The sequence below is a fragment of the Micromonospora sp. KC207 genome (assembly GCF_004348615.1).
GTDB lineage: Bacteria > Actinomycetota > Actinomycetes > Mycobacteriales > Micromonosporaceae > Micromonospora.
Genome location: NZ_SMKJ01000050.1, coordinates 12427 through 29842, shown reverse-complemented (window position 1 = coordinate 29842; position 17416 = coordinate 12427). Strand labels below are relative to the sequence as shown.

Genomic DNA, 17416 nt, shown 5'->3' with positions numbered 1-17416 from the left:
GACCGACGGTCGCCGGAGCCTGGGCCGGAACAGCCGGAACAGCGGGGGCAACCGCCGGGGAAGCCGGGGCAGCGGCCGGGGCCAGCAGGCCGTGAGCGTTGAGCACCTGCATCCCGCCGGTCAGGAAACGCAGCCCGACCACCGCGCTCAGCGTCAGGATGGCGACGTTGAGCAGCTTGAAGAAGCCGTAGTCCGGGGCGGTGATCAGGAAGAACAGGCTGATCGGCGCGAACGCCACGGCCAGCATCGAGGTGACGGTGATCGCCACCATCACCAGCGCCAGCGACTGCCGCACCGACAGCCGCGCCCCGAACACCAGGTTGAACAGGTAGAGCGTGGGCAGGCAGATGGTGAGGGTGACCAGGAACAGCAGAGGCAGCTTCACCGCCGACGTCAGCGCCATCAGCACACTGTGGAACGAGCCCAGCACCGCGCCGTAGCAGGCCAGGGCGATGCCCGCGCTGGCCAGCATGCGCAGCGTGAGGCCATTGAGATCGCGATCGGCCACGATCTGCTGCCAGACGCCCTGCCGGTCGCGCAGGATACGCTCGATGACGAGCGGGCTCGGACGGTCACCCGACACGGGCTGACCCCTTTCTCACACTGTGCTCAGTGGACGAGGTCCGCTGACCGTAGGGCACCGACCGGCCCGCCCGCCACCCCACTCCGGATCAAAACCGAACCGCTCCGCTCAACGCCAGCCCACGTCGATCCGGTCGCCGCGCTCGTCGAAGAAGTGCAGGGCGTCCATGCGTACGGAGACGGCCAGCGGGTGCCCGGAGCTGACCGCCGGGTACGGGGCGAGCCGTACCGCCAACTCGGCAGGGCGGCGGTGGTGCCGGCCCGGGTCGTTGAGCACGCTGTTGCGGTTGTTGCCGCCCTGCGCCTGCTCGGTCGACGCCTCCTCGGCGTCCCCGGATCGGCCGGTGAACCGCTGCATGACCTGCCCGAACCGGCGCAGGCCGCGCTGACCGCCGCCGGCACCCTCCGCCGCCGGGCCGCTCATCTCGTCGACGACGATCGCGGTGGCGCCGATGTCGAGGAAGGCCAGCGACTCGTGGCCGTGGTGCTCCAGGTAGCGGATCCGGCCCCGGAGGACGTGCCCGGGGGTGTCCGGGGCGACCGGGGTGAGCGCCTCGGCCCGCATCCCGACCACGATCCGCTCGCCGTGGTAGTGCGCGACGACCCGGCTGCGGATGTCGTCCCAGGGCAGATAGAGCGACTGGTCGCCCAGGTTCAGCGCGACGTACCGGTCGAGGTGAACGTAGACCGACGCCTCCAGCAAGTTCATTCTCGGGCTGCCGAGGAACGCGGCGACGTAGAGGGTGGCCGGCCGCCCGTACACCTGGGTCGGGGTGCCGACGTCCTGGAGGACGCCCTTGCGCATGATGGCCACCCGGTCGGCCATGGTCAGCGCCTCGGCCTGGTCGTGGGTGACGTAGATGGTGGTGACGCCCAGCTCGCGGGTGAGGCCGGAGATCTCCGCCCGCAGCTCCGCCCGCAGCCCGCTGTCGAGGTTCGACAGGGGCTCGTCCATCAGGAAGAGGCCCGGCCGGCGGACGATGGCCCGGCCCATGGCGACCCGCTGGCGTTGCCCGCCGGAGAGCTGGCTGGGCTTGCGGCCCAGCACGTCGCCGATGCCCAGCGCGCTGGCCACGTCGGCGACCCGTTCCCCGCGTGGCAACGGGTCGACCTTGGCCAGCCGCAGGGGAAAGGCGATATTGTCGCCCACCGTCATGTGCGGGTAGAGGGCGAAGTCCTGGAAGACCATGGCGACCTTCCGGTCCCGGGGCGACAGGTCGTTGGCCAGCTCGCCGTCGAGCAGCACCGCGCCCGCGGTCGGGTCCTCCAGCCCCGCGACCATCCGCAGCACCGTCGACTTTCCACAACCCGACGGGCCGAGCAACACCATGAACTCCCCGCCGTTCACATCCAAATTGATTCTGTCGACGGCTACCGTCCCATCCTGGAAAACCTTGGTCACATCCTTGAGCGCGACGGTTGTCACCGTCTCCTCCCCAGCTCCTCGGTTGAACCCCGAATGAATGTGACCAGGATCATGGACGCCGCGCATCGGGTAAACGTGCCATGTTCGACTCGTGACAGACCTATTACATGATCCTCGTTTCAGTCCGATTCCCCGAAAAACACCCGGCGGACGACACGCTCCGCCGCGTGCCCGTCGTCCAAGGCGCAGAACCGGTTTCGGAACCGGCGGCGGGCCGTGGTCGCGGGGTCGGCGTCGACCGCGCCGGAGCGGAACAGGTCGAGCAGGCCGGGGAAGCTGGTCGTCACCGCGCCGGGCGGCTCGGCGAGCAGGTCGAGGTAGACGCCCCGGGCCAACCGGTACGCCTCCCAGTCCGGCGCGTAGACCACGATCGGCCGGTCCAGCACGGCGTAGTCGAACATCGCCGACGAGTAGTCGGTGACCAGCACGTCGGCGGCGAGGTAGAGATCCTCCACCCGGTCGTGGTCGCTGACGTCGAGCACCCGCGCCCGGCCGGAGCCCGGCCCGGGGGCGGGGGCGGGCCGCCGGTCGCGGTCGGCGAAGTAGTGACTGCGCACCAGCAGCCGGCCGGTGGGGCCGAGCGCGTCGCACAGCAGCTCCGGGTCGAACGGCGGCCGGTACCCGGGCAGGTGCTCGCGGTGCGTGGGCGCGTACAGCACGACCCGGTCGTCGAGGGCGAGGCCGAGCCGGGCGCGCACCTCGCGTACCTCGGTGGGGGTCGCGGTGACCAGCCGGTCGTTGCGCGGGTAGCCCACCTCCAAAGTGGTGTACGCGGCCGGGTACGCCCGCTCCCACATCTGGGTGGAGAAGCTGTTCGCCGAGATGCTGTAGTCCCAGCGGTCCACCCGGCGCAGCAGCTTCGCGAAGTCCATCCCGACCGCGCCGACCGGGTACCGCTGCTGGTCCAGCCCCATCACCTTCACGGGGGTGCCGTGGTGGGTCTGCACGTGCACCGCGCCAGGGCGCTTGCGGACGAAGTCGGGGAAGTTCACGTTGTTGACCAGCCAGGACGCCCTGGCCAGCACCCGGTGGTACTCGCGGCTGCCGGCGACGACGTACTCCACCCCTGGCGGCAGGGACTCGATCCGGTCCCGCCGGACGATCCACACCCCGCGCACCTGCGGAGCCAGCCGGCGGGCCGCCTCGTAGATCGCGGCCGGGTTGCAGGCGTACCCCCGGTACCAGTAGGCGGCGTAGACGGCGAGGTGCAGGTCGAGCGGGCGGCGCAGCTCTGCCAGGTAGTACTCGCGTAGCACGGCGTCGCGGCCCAGCCGGGCAGCCCGACGGGCAACGGGCCTGCCCCGGCGGAACTGCCGGCCGGCGGCCTGTCGGGCCTGGTTGGCGGCCCGCAGCGCACTGAACGTCCGCCACCGGCCCGCGGCGACCAGCCGGTGCTTGAGCCCCTCCACGCCCGGCGGGGCCGGGTAGCCGCCGGGCGGCAGCCGGCGGGCGTGCTCGGCGGTGATCCGGTCGAAGAAGGCCGGCCGCAGCTCGGGGGCGATCCGCTCGCCGTTGCCGAGGACGGTCAGGTAGTGCCAGATCATCCGCTCGAAGACCGCCGGCCGCAGTCCGTCGACGGCCGGAACCCGCTCGTCCATCCACCGGAACACCCGGTGCCACTGCTCGAAGACCTCGAAGTGCCGGTCCCCTCGGGTACGGGTGATCGCCCCGGCCCGGCGCTGCCGGTAGTTGAGGCAGACCCGGTCGAGCACCCCGATCCGTTCGGCGGCCATCAAAACCGGGTAGCTGAACGCGACGTCCTCGTACCAGCCGGGTGCGAAGCGCAGCCCGAGGTCGACCAGGAACTCCCGCCGGATTAGCCGGTTCCAGGCGGTGTGCAGCAGCCGCAGCGCCTCCGGCCGCTCGCGCAGCCGGAACGTCTCCTCGCCGGGTGGGGTCGGGAAGACCTCGGCCATCGCGCTGCGGGTGACCCGGCCGTCCCAGCGCACCCGCACGTGGTCGACGAGCAGCACGTCCGGGCGGGTCCGGCGCAGCCGGGCGGCCACCTCGGCGAGGCAGTCCGGGGCCAGCCAGTCGTCGCCGTCGACGAACCAGACGTACTCGCCGCCGGTCCGGTCCAGCCCGACGTTGCGGGCTGGACCGAGGCCGACGTTGTCGTCGAGCCGGACCGCGTGGACCCGGTGGTCCCGGGCGGCGTAGTCGGCGAGGATGTCACCGCCGCCGTCCGGCGAGTGGTCGTCGACGCCGATGATCTCGACGTCGTCGAACGGCTGGCCGAGGATCGAGTCGAGGCACTCGCTCAGGTACGCCTGCACCCGGTAGGCCGGTACGACGAAGCTGATCAGCGTCATCGGCCGGCCCCTCACGTCAGCCCGGCTGGCGGACCTCTCCACCCGTCGGGACACCCACGGCCCGCCGGGCGCGGGCGGGCAGGACGACCCAGGCCAGGACCACGCTCCCGACGAAAACCACGAGCAGGTACGCACCGAGTGTAGCCATGGCGATCCCCACGAATCCGGCGAAAGCCGCGACCGCCAGCACCGCCGAGCGCCCCTCCCAGCCCAGCGTGGCACCGTGCCACGGCGGGGCCGCCTGCCGCTTCTCCAGCCGGGCGGTCAGGTCGTAGTGCTGCAGGGTGAGCACGAAGACGTACCCGAAGACCACCCACGCCGGGGCCCCGCCGACCACGCCGGCGGCGATGGCGAACAGGTACTCCCCGGCCCGCAGCGCCGCCGGCACCAGCCAGTCCAGCGGGCCGTTGTGCGCCGCCCCCGCCCCGAGCGCGGCGACCAGCAGCACCAGCAGCGCCACCGGCACCGCCCAGGCCAGCCCGCCCGCCTCGCCGCCGGTACGCACCCGCAGGCCCGCCGCGACCAGCAACGCCGCCGGGCCGAGCGCCCCGAGCACGGCGAGGGTCAGCGGCCCCATCGGCCGCAGCACCGGGAACCGGGCCGCGATCGGCCCGTCGTCGCGGTGCAGCGTGGCGTCGACCGTGTCCAGCACCGGCACCCACATCCAGCGGGCCCGCAGGGTACGCAGCGCCCCGGTGTACGCGAACGCCAGCACCCCCCAGGTCAGCACCGCGACGAGGCTGACCAACGGGCCGAACAGCGCAACGGTCAGCGCGATCAGCGCCCACCGCTCCCCGATCGGGAACACCACCGTGCGCTTGAGCCAGTACGACAGCGAACCCGTGTCCGCCTGCACCCGGGTCGACGCGGCGTTGAGCCGGTCGCCGATCCCGCCGCCCCCGCCGCCTGCGCCGACGACCGTCTTCGGCCGGCGGGCCGCCTCGTCGTGCAGCACCCCGTACCAGGTGTCGGTCATGTGCCGGACGGTCTGCAACGTCATCGCGGCGACGGCCAGCGCCCAGCCGTACCGGAACCCGGCGGCCGTCGCCCCGTAGCCGAGGCCGGCGTAGACCAGGTACTCCTTGGCCCGGTCGGCCATCGTGTCCAGCCAGCCGCCCCACGCGCTGAAGTGCCGGGTGTAGCGGGCGAGCTGCCCGTCGACGCAGTCCAGCACGAAGCCGAGGTAGAGCAGCACCGCGCCGGTGACCAGCGCCGACCGGCCGCCGACGCCGAACAGCACCGCCGCGACGGCCGCGAAGAAGACCGAGATCGCGGTGACCCCGGTCGGGGTCAGGCCGAGCTTCGCCGACGCCTTCGTCACGTACGGCGACCAAATGCTGACGAAGAACGTGGTGAAGAAGTCGTCCTTCTCCTTCACCGACAGCCGCAGCTCGGCCCGGTCCTCGTCGACCGCGCCGAGGGCGGCCTCGGCGGCGGCCAAGCCGGCCGGGTCGGCGACCCGGTGGGCGACGAGCAGGCGTACCCGGTGGGCGAAGGTCAGCGTGCCCAGCGCGGTCAGGCCGGTGAACAGCCGGTCCACGGCGGACCCGGCCGGGCCGGGCCCGGGGGACGGCGTCGGGTCGGCGACGGCGGCGGTATCCATGCCGGCGATCGGCGTGCCCGCCACAGCGGCCCGGGCGGCGGCGGCCAGCGCGGGCAGGTCGTCCCGGCCCACCCGCAGCGCGCCGCCGAACACCCCGGTCTGCCCGCCGTCGAGCCGCCCGTCCGGGCCGGCGTCGACGACCTGGCCGCGTTCCTCGCGGACCACGGCCTGACCGGGGGCCGGCGGGTCGGTCAGCACCAGGGCCACCGTCGGCCCGACCGGGCTGGTGGCCAGGTGCCGCAGCACGGCGGTGTGCGCCACCAGGTCCGTCCCGCTGACGATCACCGGCCCGGTGGCCGCGTCGACGAGGGTCGCCAGCTCGGTCAGGTTCGCGGCCCGCCGGACGTGGGTCACCCCGGCCCGGTGCCACTGGTCGGCGAGCCGGTCGGCGAGCGTCACCCCGACGTGCCACGGCCCCTCGGGCGTCGCCCCGGCGCCCGTCGGCAGGCTCCCGGCCGGCGCACCGGCGGCGAGCACGATCGCGACGGTCACCGTGCGACCGCGGCGTGGTACGCGTCGAGCGCCTCGGCGATCGTCCCGTCGACGGTCAGCCGCCCGGCGTCGAGGTAGAGCCCCCGACGGCAGAACCGGGTCAGATCCTTTTCGTTGTGTGACACCAGCACCAGTGTGCGTCCCTCCCCCAGCAATCGCTCGATCGTCGCATAGCACTTCTCGCGGAACTCCGCGTCCCCGACCGCGGTCACCTCGTCCATGAGCAGGATCGGGTGCGGAAGGTGGGAAATGATCGCGAAACCGAGCCGGACCTTCATCCCCGACGAGTAGTGCCGCACCGCCGTGTCGATGGCCCGTTCCACCTGCCCGCCGGCGAAGGCGACGATCTCATCAAAATGTTTCCGCAGGTAGCGCGACGACAGACCGTGCAGCCCGCCGACGAGGTACAGGTTCTCCCGCCCGGTCAGGTCGTTGGAGAAGCCGGCGGAGAGTTCCAGCAGCGGGGCCACGTCGCCGCGTACCCGGATGTTTCCCTCGTCGGGGATGAGCACCCCGGCGATCAGCCGCAGCAGGGTGCTCTTGCCGGTGCCGTTGCGGCCGACCACCCCGACCGTCTCGCCGGGCGCGACGGTGAACGACACGTCGCGCAGCGGCCAGAACCGCCCGGCGTCGGCCGACCGCCCCGTGCCGGCGGCCTGACCCGTACCGGCGGTGGCGGACCGGCCGCCGGGGCGGATGAAGAACTCGCGCAGCCGCAACTGCCGCCGCCGGTTGCGGACGAACCGGATACCGAGGCCGTCCGCCTCGATGATGAATTCCGCCGCCATCACAGCTCCTTGAGCACAGCGGGTTCGAGCCGGCGGAACGCCCACCAGCCGCCCACCAGCACCAGCACGCTCACCGCGACCGTGGTGGCCAGCAGCCGGGCATCCGGGAACTGGTCCGGGTACCACACGGCGTGGTGCAGCTGGAAGATGCCGACCAGCGGGTTCAGCTCGTACGCGGCCTTCACCCAGCCCGGCAGCGTCGAGGACCGGACCAGGCTCAGCGGATAGATGATCGGGGTGGCGTAGAACAGCACCCGGATCACCAGCCGCATGAACCGTTCGATGTCGCGCATCAGCACGTTCAGCGCCGACAGCAGCAGCGCCAGCCCTACCAGCAGCACCGCCTGCACGGCGACGGCGAGCGGCAGGGCGAGCACCGACCAGCCGGGGCGCACCTCGCCGCGAACCGCGTACCCGGCTGCGATGGTGACCAGGATCGGCAGGCCGGCGGCGTACTCGGCGAACCGGCCGGTGATCCGACCGATCGGGAACACCTGGCGCGGGACGTTCATCGTGGTGATCAGCCGGGCCTGGCCGGTCAGCGCGTTGGTCGCCTCGCTCAGCGCCGAACTGGCCCACATCCAGGCGAAGATGCCGGTGATCAGGAACAGCGGGTACGACCCGGCGGCCTGCCCCAGGTGCCGGCTCGTGTCGCCGGAGTAGAGCACCCCGAAGACGAACCAGTAGATCGCGCCCATGCCGAGCGGCTCGATCAGCGACCAGAAGTAACCCAGCACCGACTGCTGGTACTTCACGGCCAGGTCGCGGCGGACGAGGATGCGCAGCGAGTTGCGGTGCGCCCACAGGCGGGCGGCGGGCCTTCGCGGGCCGGCCGCCCCGACGCCAGACGTCACCGCGCCTCCTCGCCGGCTCCGCGCCGGGCCCGATCCGCTCACCGCACTCGAGCCGCTCAGCACTCGATCACGTTGACGGCCAGGCCGCCCCGCGCCGTCTCCTTGTACTTGACCTTCATGTCGGCGCCCGTCTCGCGCATCGTCTTGATCACCTTGTCCAGCGAGACGTGGTGCACCCCGTCGCCGCGCAGCGCCAGCCGGGCCGCAGTGATCGCCTTGATGCTAGCCACCGCGTTCCGCTCGATGCAGGGGATCTGCACCAGGCCCCCGACCGGGTCGCAGGTGAGCCCCAGGTTGTGCTCCATACCGATCTCGGCCGCGTTCTCCACCTGCTCCGGAGTGCCGCCGAGGGCCTCGGCCAGCCCGGCGGCGGCCATCGAGCAGGCCGAGCCGACTTCGCCCTGGCAGCCCACCTCGGCCCCGGAGATCGACGCGTTCTCCTTGAACAGCACGCCGATCGCCCCCGCCGCCAGCAGGAACCGGACCACACCGTCCTCGTCCGCCCCGGGGACGAACCGGGTGTAGTAGTGCAGCACCGCCGGAATGATCCCGGCCGCGCCGTTGGTCGGGGCGGTCACCACCCGCCCGCCGGCCGCGTTCTCCTCGTTGACCGCGAGCGCGAACAGGGTCACCCAGTCCATCACCCGCAGCGGGTCGGTGCTCCCGGCCTCCGCCTCCAGGCCGCGCCGCAGCTCCGCCGCGCGCCGCCTGACCCGCAACCCCCCGGGGAGTACGCCGTCGCGCGCGCAGCCGGACGCCACGCACTGCCGCATCACCCGCCAGATGTCCAGCAGCCCGGCCCGCACCTCGCCCTCGGTGCGCCGGCACCGCTCGTTGGCGAGCATCACCTCGCTGATCGACAGCCCGTTGCCGGCGCTGACCGCCAGCAGCTCCGCCCCGGTGCCGAACGGGTAGGCCACCCGGGTGGTGTCGGGGACGATCCGGTCCGCCCCGGCCGCCGCCTCGTCGACCACGAACCCGCCGCCGACCGAGTAGTACGTGCGCTCGCGCAGCGCCGCCCCGGCCCCGTCGTACGCGGCGAAGGTCATCCCGTTCGGGTGGTACGGCAGCGACCGACGCCGGTGCAGCACCAGGTCCCGGTCCGGGTCGAAGTCGACCTCGTGCGCGCCGAGCAGGCTCAGCCGGCGATCGGCGCGGATTTTGGCCACCCGGGGGGCGACGCTGTCGGTGTCGACGCTCTCCGGGGCGTCCCCCTCCAGGCCGAGCAGCACGGCCGGGCCGCTGCCGTGGCCGTGGCCGGTGGCCCCGAGCGAGCCGAACAGCTCCGCCCGCACCCGGGCGACGTCGGCGAGCAGGCCGTCGGCCTTGAGCCCGGCGACGAACGTGCCGGCCGCCCGCATCGGGCCCACCGTGTGCGAGCTTGACGGCCCGATGCCCACGCTGAAGAGGTCGAAAACGCTGATCATGTGCACTTCCTCGCCGTCGTACGCCCTGGTACGGACCCGACCGGCGAGCCTACCCGCCGGCCAGCTCACGCCCTCTTGCTGCACGGCTGATCGCGTCAGAGCGGGCCCGCCCGGGTAAGCACCTACGGGTGAGAGGTTCCGGGATCCCCCTCGGGACGGAGGGCGGGTGCAACAGCGGTTCCTACCGTTGAGTCAGAGGCGGCGGGCACGCCGCAGAGTGGGAGTACGACGATGAGTCGCAAACTGGTCCGGCCCCGCGAGGGGCGCATGATCGCCGGCGTCTGCGTCGGCCTGGCCCGCCGGTTCAACACGTCCGCCAACATGGTCCGGCTGCTGTTCCTGCTGTCGCTGCTGCTGCCCGGCACCCAGGTGATCGTCTACCTGGTGCTGTGGGTGCTGATGCCGAACGAGGACCGTCACACCGCCGCCACCCGCTACTGACCCGCCACCCGAACACGCCCGCCCCGGTCCTGCGGGGCGGGCGCTTCCGGTTCACGCTGGCGTCAGGGAGCGGTGTAGGTGACGGTCACCTTCTCGTACCCGAGGGAGCGCAGCAGGCCCACCAGCATCTTGTCGGTGTTCTCCTGGGCTCGGGCGGTCAGGCCGCTGTCGCGGGCGGCGGCGGTGATCCGGTCCTCGGCCAGCTTGTAGACCTGCTGCTGGCGGTTCGGGTCGCCCTTCACCAGGTCGTTGATCCGGTTGAACAGGCCGCGCTGCTCCGCCACGACGTAGCTCTTCTCCATGTCGAGGTTGGTCTGGCCGAGCTGCGGCGCGGGCAGCTTCACCTCGACGGACTTGCCGTCGGGCGAGACGACCACCGCGCCCTCGCCGATCTTGGTGAAGTCGACGTACGCCTCGACGCTGCCCGCCCCGACGAACAGGGTGCGCTGGTTGAGCAGGAACTCCGGCACGTTGTCGCGGTCGTTCTGCAGGTCGACCACGACCTGGAAGTTGCCCTCGGCCGCGACGTAGCGGCTGAGATCCTGGATCGACTTGAGCAGCGGCGGCTGGCTGCGGTCGGTCTGCTCCTTGGCGAAAGGGTTGCGGAAGTCGGGGAACACCCCGGTGGCCTGCGCGCCGAGCAGCACGACAACGGCCACCGCCGCCGCGCCGAGCACCACGAGCAACCCCCGCGCGGCCCCGGAGGGACCCCGGGGGGCGGGCCGGTCGACCTCACCGTCGTGGGACATCGCTCACCATCCTCGATCGAACATCGTCTGACGATGACGGTACGGCCACCGGGCGACACCCGCCCGTCAGGCCGGGTTTTGCTTCCCATGTCCGCCCCTGGCTGGCCGTGCCGCCGTCGTTTGGGGGCGTATTGGCGGGGCTTTGGCGGCACCCGCCAACGTGGATCGAGTCAGATCCGAGTCACAGAGGGGAGGCACACCAATGGAGAAGAAGGAGCTCAAGAAGATCAAGATCCGCAAGGCGGGTCCGGTCCGGCTGACCACCGCCGCCTGCACCACGTACCCCAGCAAGCTCTGACGGGGTACGACGTCGGGCGTGGGCGCGGACTGGACGCCCACGCCCGGCGTCACACCATTTTCCATGGCCGGCCGAGGAAGGGTGGGACCGGTGGAGACCGGAGTGGGGTACGACCAGGACAGCAGAGTGGTCCTCCACCCGCTGGTCTATCTCGCCGACGGCGACGAGGTGACCATCGGCCGGAGGGACACCGACTCGTACGGCATCTTCCCGAGCGACGGCGCGGAGTTGGTCCGGCGGCTCGCAGCCGGTGACACACCCAACGAGGTGGACCGGTGGTACCGGAGCGAGTACGGCGAGAGCGCCGACATCGAACACGTGCTAGCCGCCCTGGACGAGCTGGGTTTCATCGCGCAGGCCGGGGTCGTCGACGACCCAGCCCCGGTACGCGGGCAGCGGCTGGGCACCGCGCTCTTCTCCCCGCCCGCCCTCGTCGGATATGGCCTCCTGGTCGCCTGGGCGGTCCTGGCGATGATCCGCTCGCCGGATCTGTTGCCTACCTACCGGCATCTCTTCTTCACCGAGTACTTCACCGTGATCGAGCTGGCCCTGGCCGCCGGCGCGATCCCCCTGATCGTCCTGCACGAGGTGTTCCACGTCCTGGCCGCCCGCCGACTCGGCCTCCGATCACGGGTCAGCGTCGGACGCCGGTTCTACTACGTCGTCCTGGAGACCAACCTCGACGGGCTGGTCACTGTGCCCCGCCGGCAGCGCTACCTGCCGATCCTGGCCGGAATGCTGCTCGACGGGCTGGCGCTCAGCACCCTCACCCTGGTCGCCGATCTGACCAGGTCCTCCGACGGCGCGTTCTCCCCCGTCGGCCGGGTCTGCCTCGCGCTGGCATTCGCGACTCTGCTCCGGCTCGCCTGGCAGTTGTTCTTCTACCTGCGTACCGACCTGTACGTCCTGGTCACGACCCTGCTCGGCTGCGTCGACCTGCACACCACCGCCAAACGGCTGCTGCGCAACCGCGTGCTCGCCGCTGTGGGACGCCGGGAACGGATGGCCGACGAGACGCAGTGGCATCCCGTCGACCGCCGCGCCGCCGGCTGGTACTCCTGGCTGATCGTCGCCGGCTACACCTTCTCGCTGGCGCTCTTCGTCGTCGCGGTGGCCCCGGCCATCTATCGGATGTTCGCCGGCGCGATCGGTCGATTCTCCGGGTCCACCGGCGCTCAGCTCATCGACTCGATGCTGTTCCTCGGCCTGAACCTGTCACAGATCCTGCTCACCGTCTGGCTGGCGGTACGGGAGCGGCGGCAGCGCAGAGCCCAGGAGTTCCAGCACGTCATCACCTGAAAGGGGCGTCATCATGGGCAGCCATCACTGGATCGCCGCCAATCGCCGGGCCGACCACGACCGGCTCAGGGGGAGGCTGGAGCTTCCCCCGCTGCTCGCCCGGATCGACGCCCACCGCCGGCTCCGGGGTCCCTACACGGCAGCGGGTCAGCTCGTGCGCGCGATCGGCACCGACGCGCTGGCGCGCTGTCCCGAGTTGGGGCCCCGGCACCACATCGAGATCCTGACCGCCGCACCCGAGTTCGACGGCGCGGTGCCGCACATCCGCGCCACCCTGGAGCATCGGCCGACCTCGGAGGCACGGACCCGCTACCAGGCGCGGCTGCACACTCTGCGGATCGCGCACGGGCTGACCGAGTTCATCCGCGACTACCTCGCGGCCCTCGACGGCGCACCACGCACCGTCGTGTTCGCCAACATGCAGGAGGCCGACCCGACCGACCGCGAGTTCGTCGCCGTGCTGCTCCGGCGGCTGGACGCGGCGCGGCTGACCGTCGTGGTGGAGACGGGCACCGACGCGATGCTGGAACCGCCCGGACCGGTCAGCGTCTCGCTGCCGGCCACCCTACGAGAACGGACGATCCACCACACTGCCCTGGCGGGCGGGGCCACAACCGGCCAGGAGGGAAACGCGACCCGCGAGGAGGGGGAGACGCCCGGCGACGGGGACACCGAAGCCGACCGGGCCATTCTGGCCGGCCTGGATGACGCGGCGATCCACGAGCTGGCCCACGCGCACGTGGCGACCGAATGCCTCGACGACGATCCGACCGGACTGGCCGCGTACCGGAGCATCTCCGCCGCCGACCGGGCCGCGCTGCACGACGAGCGCAAGGCCGTCCTCGTCTCCCGCACCGAGCCGTCGCTGCTGCTCGGCGCGGTCCCGTTCCACGCCGAGCGGGGAACCGGTTCGCCGGCCGAGATCGCGGGGATACTGCGGGCCGCGCAGGTGTACTGCAAGAACCGTGGCCTGTACCACGCCACGGTGGAACTCGGCATGCGGGGCCGGGCGGTGCTGGACCTGGCGGACGCCCCGGACCTCTGGTGGGATCTCACCGGTGACGTGACCACCTCGTTGGCAGCGACGAGCCGGGCCCAGGAGGCCGAGGCGCTGTACGACGAGGCCCGCACCATCTCCATCGATCCGGCCATCCACATGCACGCGGCGTATGGCACCTCCATGCTCTTCGCCCGGCACTACGACGACGAACGGCGCGATCCCGAGCGGGCCCGTCGCTGGCTGAACCAGGCGATCGCCATCGCATCGCTGCTGCCCGATCCCAAGGAGCGCGCCTTCCAGTCCGCGTTCCAGCGCAACGGGCTCGCTCTGGTCGAAACCCGGCAGGGGCGGCCCGAGACGGCGCTGCAGCTGCTGAACGAGGGCATGGCCCTGCTCGACCGGGAACTCGAACCCGAGGAGCAGATGCTGCACCGGACCGGGCTGCGCTACAACCGGGCCCAGGTGTACGGGATGTTCGGTAGGCTGGAGGAGGCCCTCGCCGACTACAACTTCGTCATCGACGCCGATCCGAACTTCCCCGACCACTACTTCAACCGGGGCAACGTCCTGCGCCGGCTGGGCCGCAACGCGGAGGCGATCGAGGACTACCAGCAGACGCTGCTGCTCTCCCCACCGTTCCCGGAGGCGTACTACAACCTGGCCGACGCCCGGCTCGAACTGGACGACGCCGAGGGTGCTCTCGCCGACCTCGACCGGGTGCTCGAACTGGATTCGGAGCATGTCTCGGCGTGGGTGAACCGGGCCGGACTCCGGTGCGACCTGGACGACCTCGACGGCGCCTGGGCCGACGTCACCGCCGGTCTGGCCGTCGCGCCCGACAACGCCCACCTGCTCTGCCTGCGCGGCCGGGTGCTGGCCGAGCGGGGTGAGACCGACGCGGCCCACCAGGCGTTGACCGCCGCGCTCGGGGTCGACGCCGGGCTGGCCGAGGCGTGGGCGCTGCGGGGCGGTCTCCGCTACGGCTCCGGCGACCTGACAACGGCGATCACGGATTTCGACCGTGCGCTGGAGCTGCTCGACACACCGGAGATCCGGTACAACCGGGCGCTCGTGCACCAAGCGGCGGGCCGGTTCGCGGAGGCCGCTGGGGACTACCGCGCGGTGCTCGCGGTCGCCGACGACGCCGACGCGGCCGACCGGCTCGACGCCTGCCTCGCCGCCATGTCCACGCCGGCCACGGTCTGAGGCGTCGATGACCACCCGGGAGCGGACTGCCCCGCCGGTCGCTGAGGTGTTCACGGAGGCGATGGCGAGACTCGTCTCCGGGGTCGCGGTGGTGACCGTCCGTCGTCCGGACGGCACACCTGGCGGCCTGCTCGTCTCGTCCATCTGTTCCTACAGCGTCCGTCCGCCCTCCCTCCTGATGTCCATCGGCCGGAAGTCACGCTCGTACCGCACGCTCCTGAGTGAGGCAGAGTTCGGCGTACACCTGCTGGGTGCCGAGGACTGTCAGGTCGCGAGGGTGTTCGCCGGCCACGGCGACGACAAGTTCGCCGGGCTGGACTGGGGTTGGGAGGAAACGGTGCCGCGGCTTTACGCGATGCCCGTCTACCTGCGTTGCCTGCGTCGGCGGGTCTTCGAGCACGGCGACCACGCGGTCGTCATCGGCGAGGTCGCCCGGGGCGGTCTCGCCGACGGCGAACCGCTTGTCTACTACCGACGGGCCCTGGACTGGCGGTTGACCTCCGCCGGGCCGGCCCAGTCGCCCTGACCGCCGGTGGCCCGGCCGAGGTCAGCGGGGTGTCCGTGGCTGGCCCGGCAGCCCGTCGTCCCGCAGCCGCGGCCGGTCTGCGGCCGGTCCGCATCGCTTTGGGCCAGGCAGGTCGCGCACCGGATCGCTGAGCAGTGCAGCGACGGGGCTGCCGATCCGGTGAGGATCGCCCGCTGTAGGGCGCGCAGTCCCGGCCCGGGCTCGATCCCGGCCTCGTCGACCATCGTCCGGCGGGCCGACTGGTAGGCGCCCAACGCCTCGGCCCGGCTCCCGGAGAGATAGAGCGCCAGCATCCGCTGCTGATGGAAGCTCTCCCGCAACGGATACCGGGCGCAGAGCTCCTCCAACTCGCCAACCAACTCCAAGCTCCGGCCCTGGCACAGGTCCACGCCGATCCGCTCCTGCAGCAGCGCGAGCCGTTCGGTCTCCAGGCGAACGGCGTGCCGTCCGATCGCGTCGGACCGGCCAACGTCGAACAGCGCCGGTCCCCGCCAGACCGCCAGGGCCCGCCGGAACAGTTCCCCGCCTTCGGCGCATCGGCCCTCGCTGAGCTGGCGACGCCCCTCCGTGGCGAGAGACCGGAACCGGTGCACGTCCAGCTGGTCGTTGCCGACCCGGATGACATAACCGAACGGCCTGGTCAGCAGAATCGGGTGCTGCCGGCCGGGGCCGGACCCGGCCCAGTTCGGGGTGAGGATCCGGCGCACCGCGCTGACGTACATCTGCAGCGCGGCGACGGCCGACCGAGGTGGCCGGTTGTCCCAGAGCCCGTCGACGATCCTGGAAACTGGGAGGGGCTCGTTGGCGTGCAGCAGCAACAGCGTGAGCAACGCGCGTTGCAGCGGGGCGGTCGGGGCGCACGGCTCGCCGTCGCGGAACACCTCCAGCGCGCCCAGGATGCCGAAGCGCAGGCCCCGGAGCGGCACGGCCTCAGGCATGGCAGAAAGGGCGCCAATTCTCGCCGATAGTTAGGCGACCAGGCAAAGCGCAGCCCATTTTTTGTGGCATCCGTACCCTCCGGTTGCGATATTGCGAGCAGGCAGCCACAACCACGTGCGAGCGGCGCCAGAACCGACGAAACAAACTCGAAATAAATTGGTCACCACAGCCGAAAGCGATGATAGCAACGCGGCGAGTGAACGGGCAACAAGGCTGAAGAAACCGCTATTTCAAGATCGTTGAATGGCCGCGACTCGCGAAATGACCACATGGGTGGCCGCACCCCCGTCACCGCGCCACCCGTCGCGGCCAACGCCCGGGCGGGAGCACACCGACACCGCCCCGGAAGCCCCCGACACCACGCGCGGACCATGTGTCGCACTGCCGACATCGCCGCAGGTGGAGCGGTGGGCACCACCCTGGACCAGCCCGGCCGCAGGACCTCGTGGGCAACATTCAGCATCCCGGCAGTCACATCATGATCTTGAGATGTCGATGCGGACGCGATTGGGCGACTCACTTTCAACAGAACCCGGACGATCTCCACAAGGAATTCACAGAATTCGACACACATGAATCACATAAAGCCGCCATATTCGACCGATCAGGATTTTTCGGAGCGACCCATACGAACAGGCTGATCCTTTTCATCCTGCGTAGCTGTTGGCTTCGATGAAATGCAGGACGAGAATTTGGTCCACCTCAGGCGGTTGCGGACCAGGCCACGCCGTCTCTCCCGCTGACTGGCCAAGTGGTCACGTCAGGTTGATGACGTCGAGATCGCCACCTGTCAGCGTCACTACGGCGACAGCCCGCCGCAGGAGGCCCTGAGCCGTCTCCGGTTCCCGGCACGCCATAAGGTCGTGGCATGCCCAGCGGCCGTCTCATGCGCATCCACAGCGCCGAGTTCCAGGCCATGGCCGCCCGGGTCCTGCGGGTCACCGAACTGACCTCCCGCCTGAACGTCCTGCCCTTCGAGGACGAGGCGGGCAAAGCCGAGCTGTTCGCACAGATCCTCGGCAAGCCGCTGCCGAGGGGCGTCACCGTCTATCCGCCCTTCTACACGGACCACGGCCTCAACCTCGACCTTGCCGAGCGCGTGTTCATCAACCAGAACTGCACGTTCCTGGACTACGCCGGCATCCGGCTCGGCGAGCGCGTGATGGTCGGCCCGAAGGTCACCTTCGTCACCAGCGGCCACCCGGTCGACCCCGAACAGCGGCGGCTGTATCTCACCGGCGCGCCCATCGACGTGGCGGAGAACGTGTGGATCGGCGCGGGCGCCACGATCCTGCCCGGCGTCAGCATCGGCCGTGACGCCGTGGTCGCCGCCGGCGCGGTGGTGGCCGACGACGTTCCCCCGGCAACCCTGGTCACCGGCCCCAAGGCAACCACGCGCCGCCAGTGGTGAACCACCTCGCCGGCCGCGGTCGGGCGGGGCACAGGATCCTGCCCGATCAGGGAAGGTGGGCCC

Annotated in this window: 13 protein-coding genes and 1 pseudogene; 5 read left to right on the top strand and 9 right to left on the bottom strand. The window is 71.3% G+C overall.

Features of this window, described 5'->3' with window-relative positions; all coding sequences use genetic code 11:
* From E1258_RS09205 to E1258_RS09175, 7 genes and pseudogenes are all read right to left on the bottom strand, one after another.
* Positions 1 to 583, bottom strand: a pseudogene (locus tag E1258_RS09205) (hypothetical protein); the annotation flags it as partial.
* Between the two features lie 108 nt (positions 584 to 691).
* Complete coding sequence (locus tag E1258_RS09200; protein WP_132398682.1) at positions 692 to 2008, bottom strand: ABC transporter ATP-binding protein; 1317 nt, start codon at positions 2006 to 2008, stop codon at positions 692 to 694.
* Between the two features lie 119 nt (positions 2009 to 2127).
* Complete coding sequence (locus E1258_RS09195; protein WP_132398680.1) at positions 2128 to 4320, bottom strand: bifunctional glycosyltransferase family 2 protein/CDP-glycerol:glycerophosphate glycerophosphotransferase; 2193 nt, start codon at positions 4318 to 4320, stop codon at positions 2128 to 2130.
* Between the two features lie 16 nt (positions 4321 to 4336).
* The gene (locus E1258_RS09190; protein ID WP_371688590.1) at positions 4337 to 6370 is read right to left on the bottom strand and encodes a DUF5941 domain-containing protein; all 2034 of its coding nucleotides are present in this window, start codon (positions 6368 to 6370) and stop codon (positions 4337 to 4339) included.
* Between the two features lie 41 nt (positions 6371 to 6411).
* A complete protein-coding gene (locus tag E1258_RS09185; RefSeq protein WP_132398678.1) occupies positions 6412 to 7203 on the bottom strand; it encodes an ABC transporter ATP-binding protein in 792 nt (263 codons plus the stop codon).
* Entirely contained in the window at positions 7203 to 8057 is an 855-nt protein-coding gene (locus E1258_RS09180) for an ABC transporter permease (protein ID WP_371688589.1), read from the bottom strand. Before E1258_RS09180 ends, E1258_RS09185 begins: the two co-directional genes overlap by 1 nt.
* A 56-nt stretch (positions 8058 to 8113) precedes the next feature.
* The gene (locus E1258_RS09175) at positions 8114 to 9484 is read right to left on the bottom strand and encodes an L-serine ammonia-lyase (RefSeq protein WP_132398676.1); all 1371 of its coding nucleotides are present in this window, start codon (positions 9482 to 9484) and stop codon (positions 8114 to 8116) included.
* Positions 9485 to 9715: 231 nt separating this feature from the next.
* Between E1258_RS09175 and E1258_RS09170 the strand changes: the two genes are divergently transcribed.
* Positions 9716 to 9925, top strand: coding sequence for a PspC domain-containing protein (locus tag E1258_RS09170; protein WP_132398674.1), 210 nt, complete (start codon positions 9716 to 9718; stop codon positions 9923 to 9925).
* Between the two features lie 62 nt (positions 9926 to 9987).
* On the opposite strand, the gene E1258_RS09165 is transcribed toward E1258_RS09170, so the two are convergent.
* Entirely contained in the window at positions 9988 to 10674 is a 687-nt protein-coding gene (locus tag E1258_RS09165; protein WP_132398672.1) for a DUF4230 domain-containing protein, read from the bottom strand.
* Between the two features lie 388 nt (positions 10675 to 11062).
* Here E1258_RS09165 and E1258_RS09160 point away from each other — a divergent pair, with 388 nt between their 5' ends.
* Genes E1258_RS09160 through E1258_RS09150 form a run of 3 tightly spaced genes read left to right on the top strand, consistent with a single transcriptional unit; the run spans position 11063 to position 15003 of the window.
* Positions 11063 to 12271, top strand: coding sequence for a hypothetical protein (locus tag E1258_RS09160; RefSeq protein ID WP_243715293.1), 1209 nt, complete (start codon positions 11063 to 11065; stop codon positions 12269 to 12271).
* Positions 12272 to 12284: 13 nt separating this feature from the next.
* Positions 12285 to 14477, top strand: coding sequence for a tetratricopeptide repeat protein (locus E1258_RS09155; protein ID WP_132398668.1), 2193 nt, complete (start codon positions 12285 to 12287; stop codon positions 14475 to 14477).
* Positions 14478 to 14484: 7 nt separating this feature from the next.
* Positions 14485 to 15003: a flavin reductase family protein gene (locus E1258_RS09150; protein WP_132398666.1), complete on the top strand. Its 519-nt coding sequence runs from the start codon at positions 14485 to 14487 to the stop codon at positions 15001 to 15003.
* Here E1258_RS09150 and E1258_RS09145 read toward each other — a convergent pair.
* Entirely contained in the window at positions 14946 to 15941 is a 996-nt protein-coding gene (locus E1258_RS09145) for an AfsR/SARP family transcriptional regulator (protein WP_132398664.1), read from the bottom strand. The two genes, E1258_RS09150 and E1258_RS09145, sit on opposite strands and share 58 nt — an antisense overlap.
* Before the next feature lie 869 nt (positions 15942 to 16810).
* On the opposite strand from E1258_RS09145, the gene E1258_RS09140 reads away from it, so the two are divergent.
* Positions 16811 to 17353: a DapH/DapD/GlmU-related protein gene (locus E1258_RS09140; RefSeq protein ID WP_165949695.1), complete on the top strand. Its 543-nt coding sequence runs from the start codon at positions 16811 to 16813 to the stop codon at positions 17351 to 17353.
* Positions 17354 to 17416 lie beyond the last annotated feature (63 nt).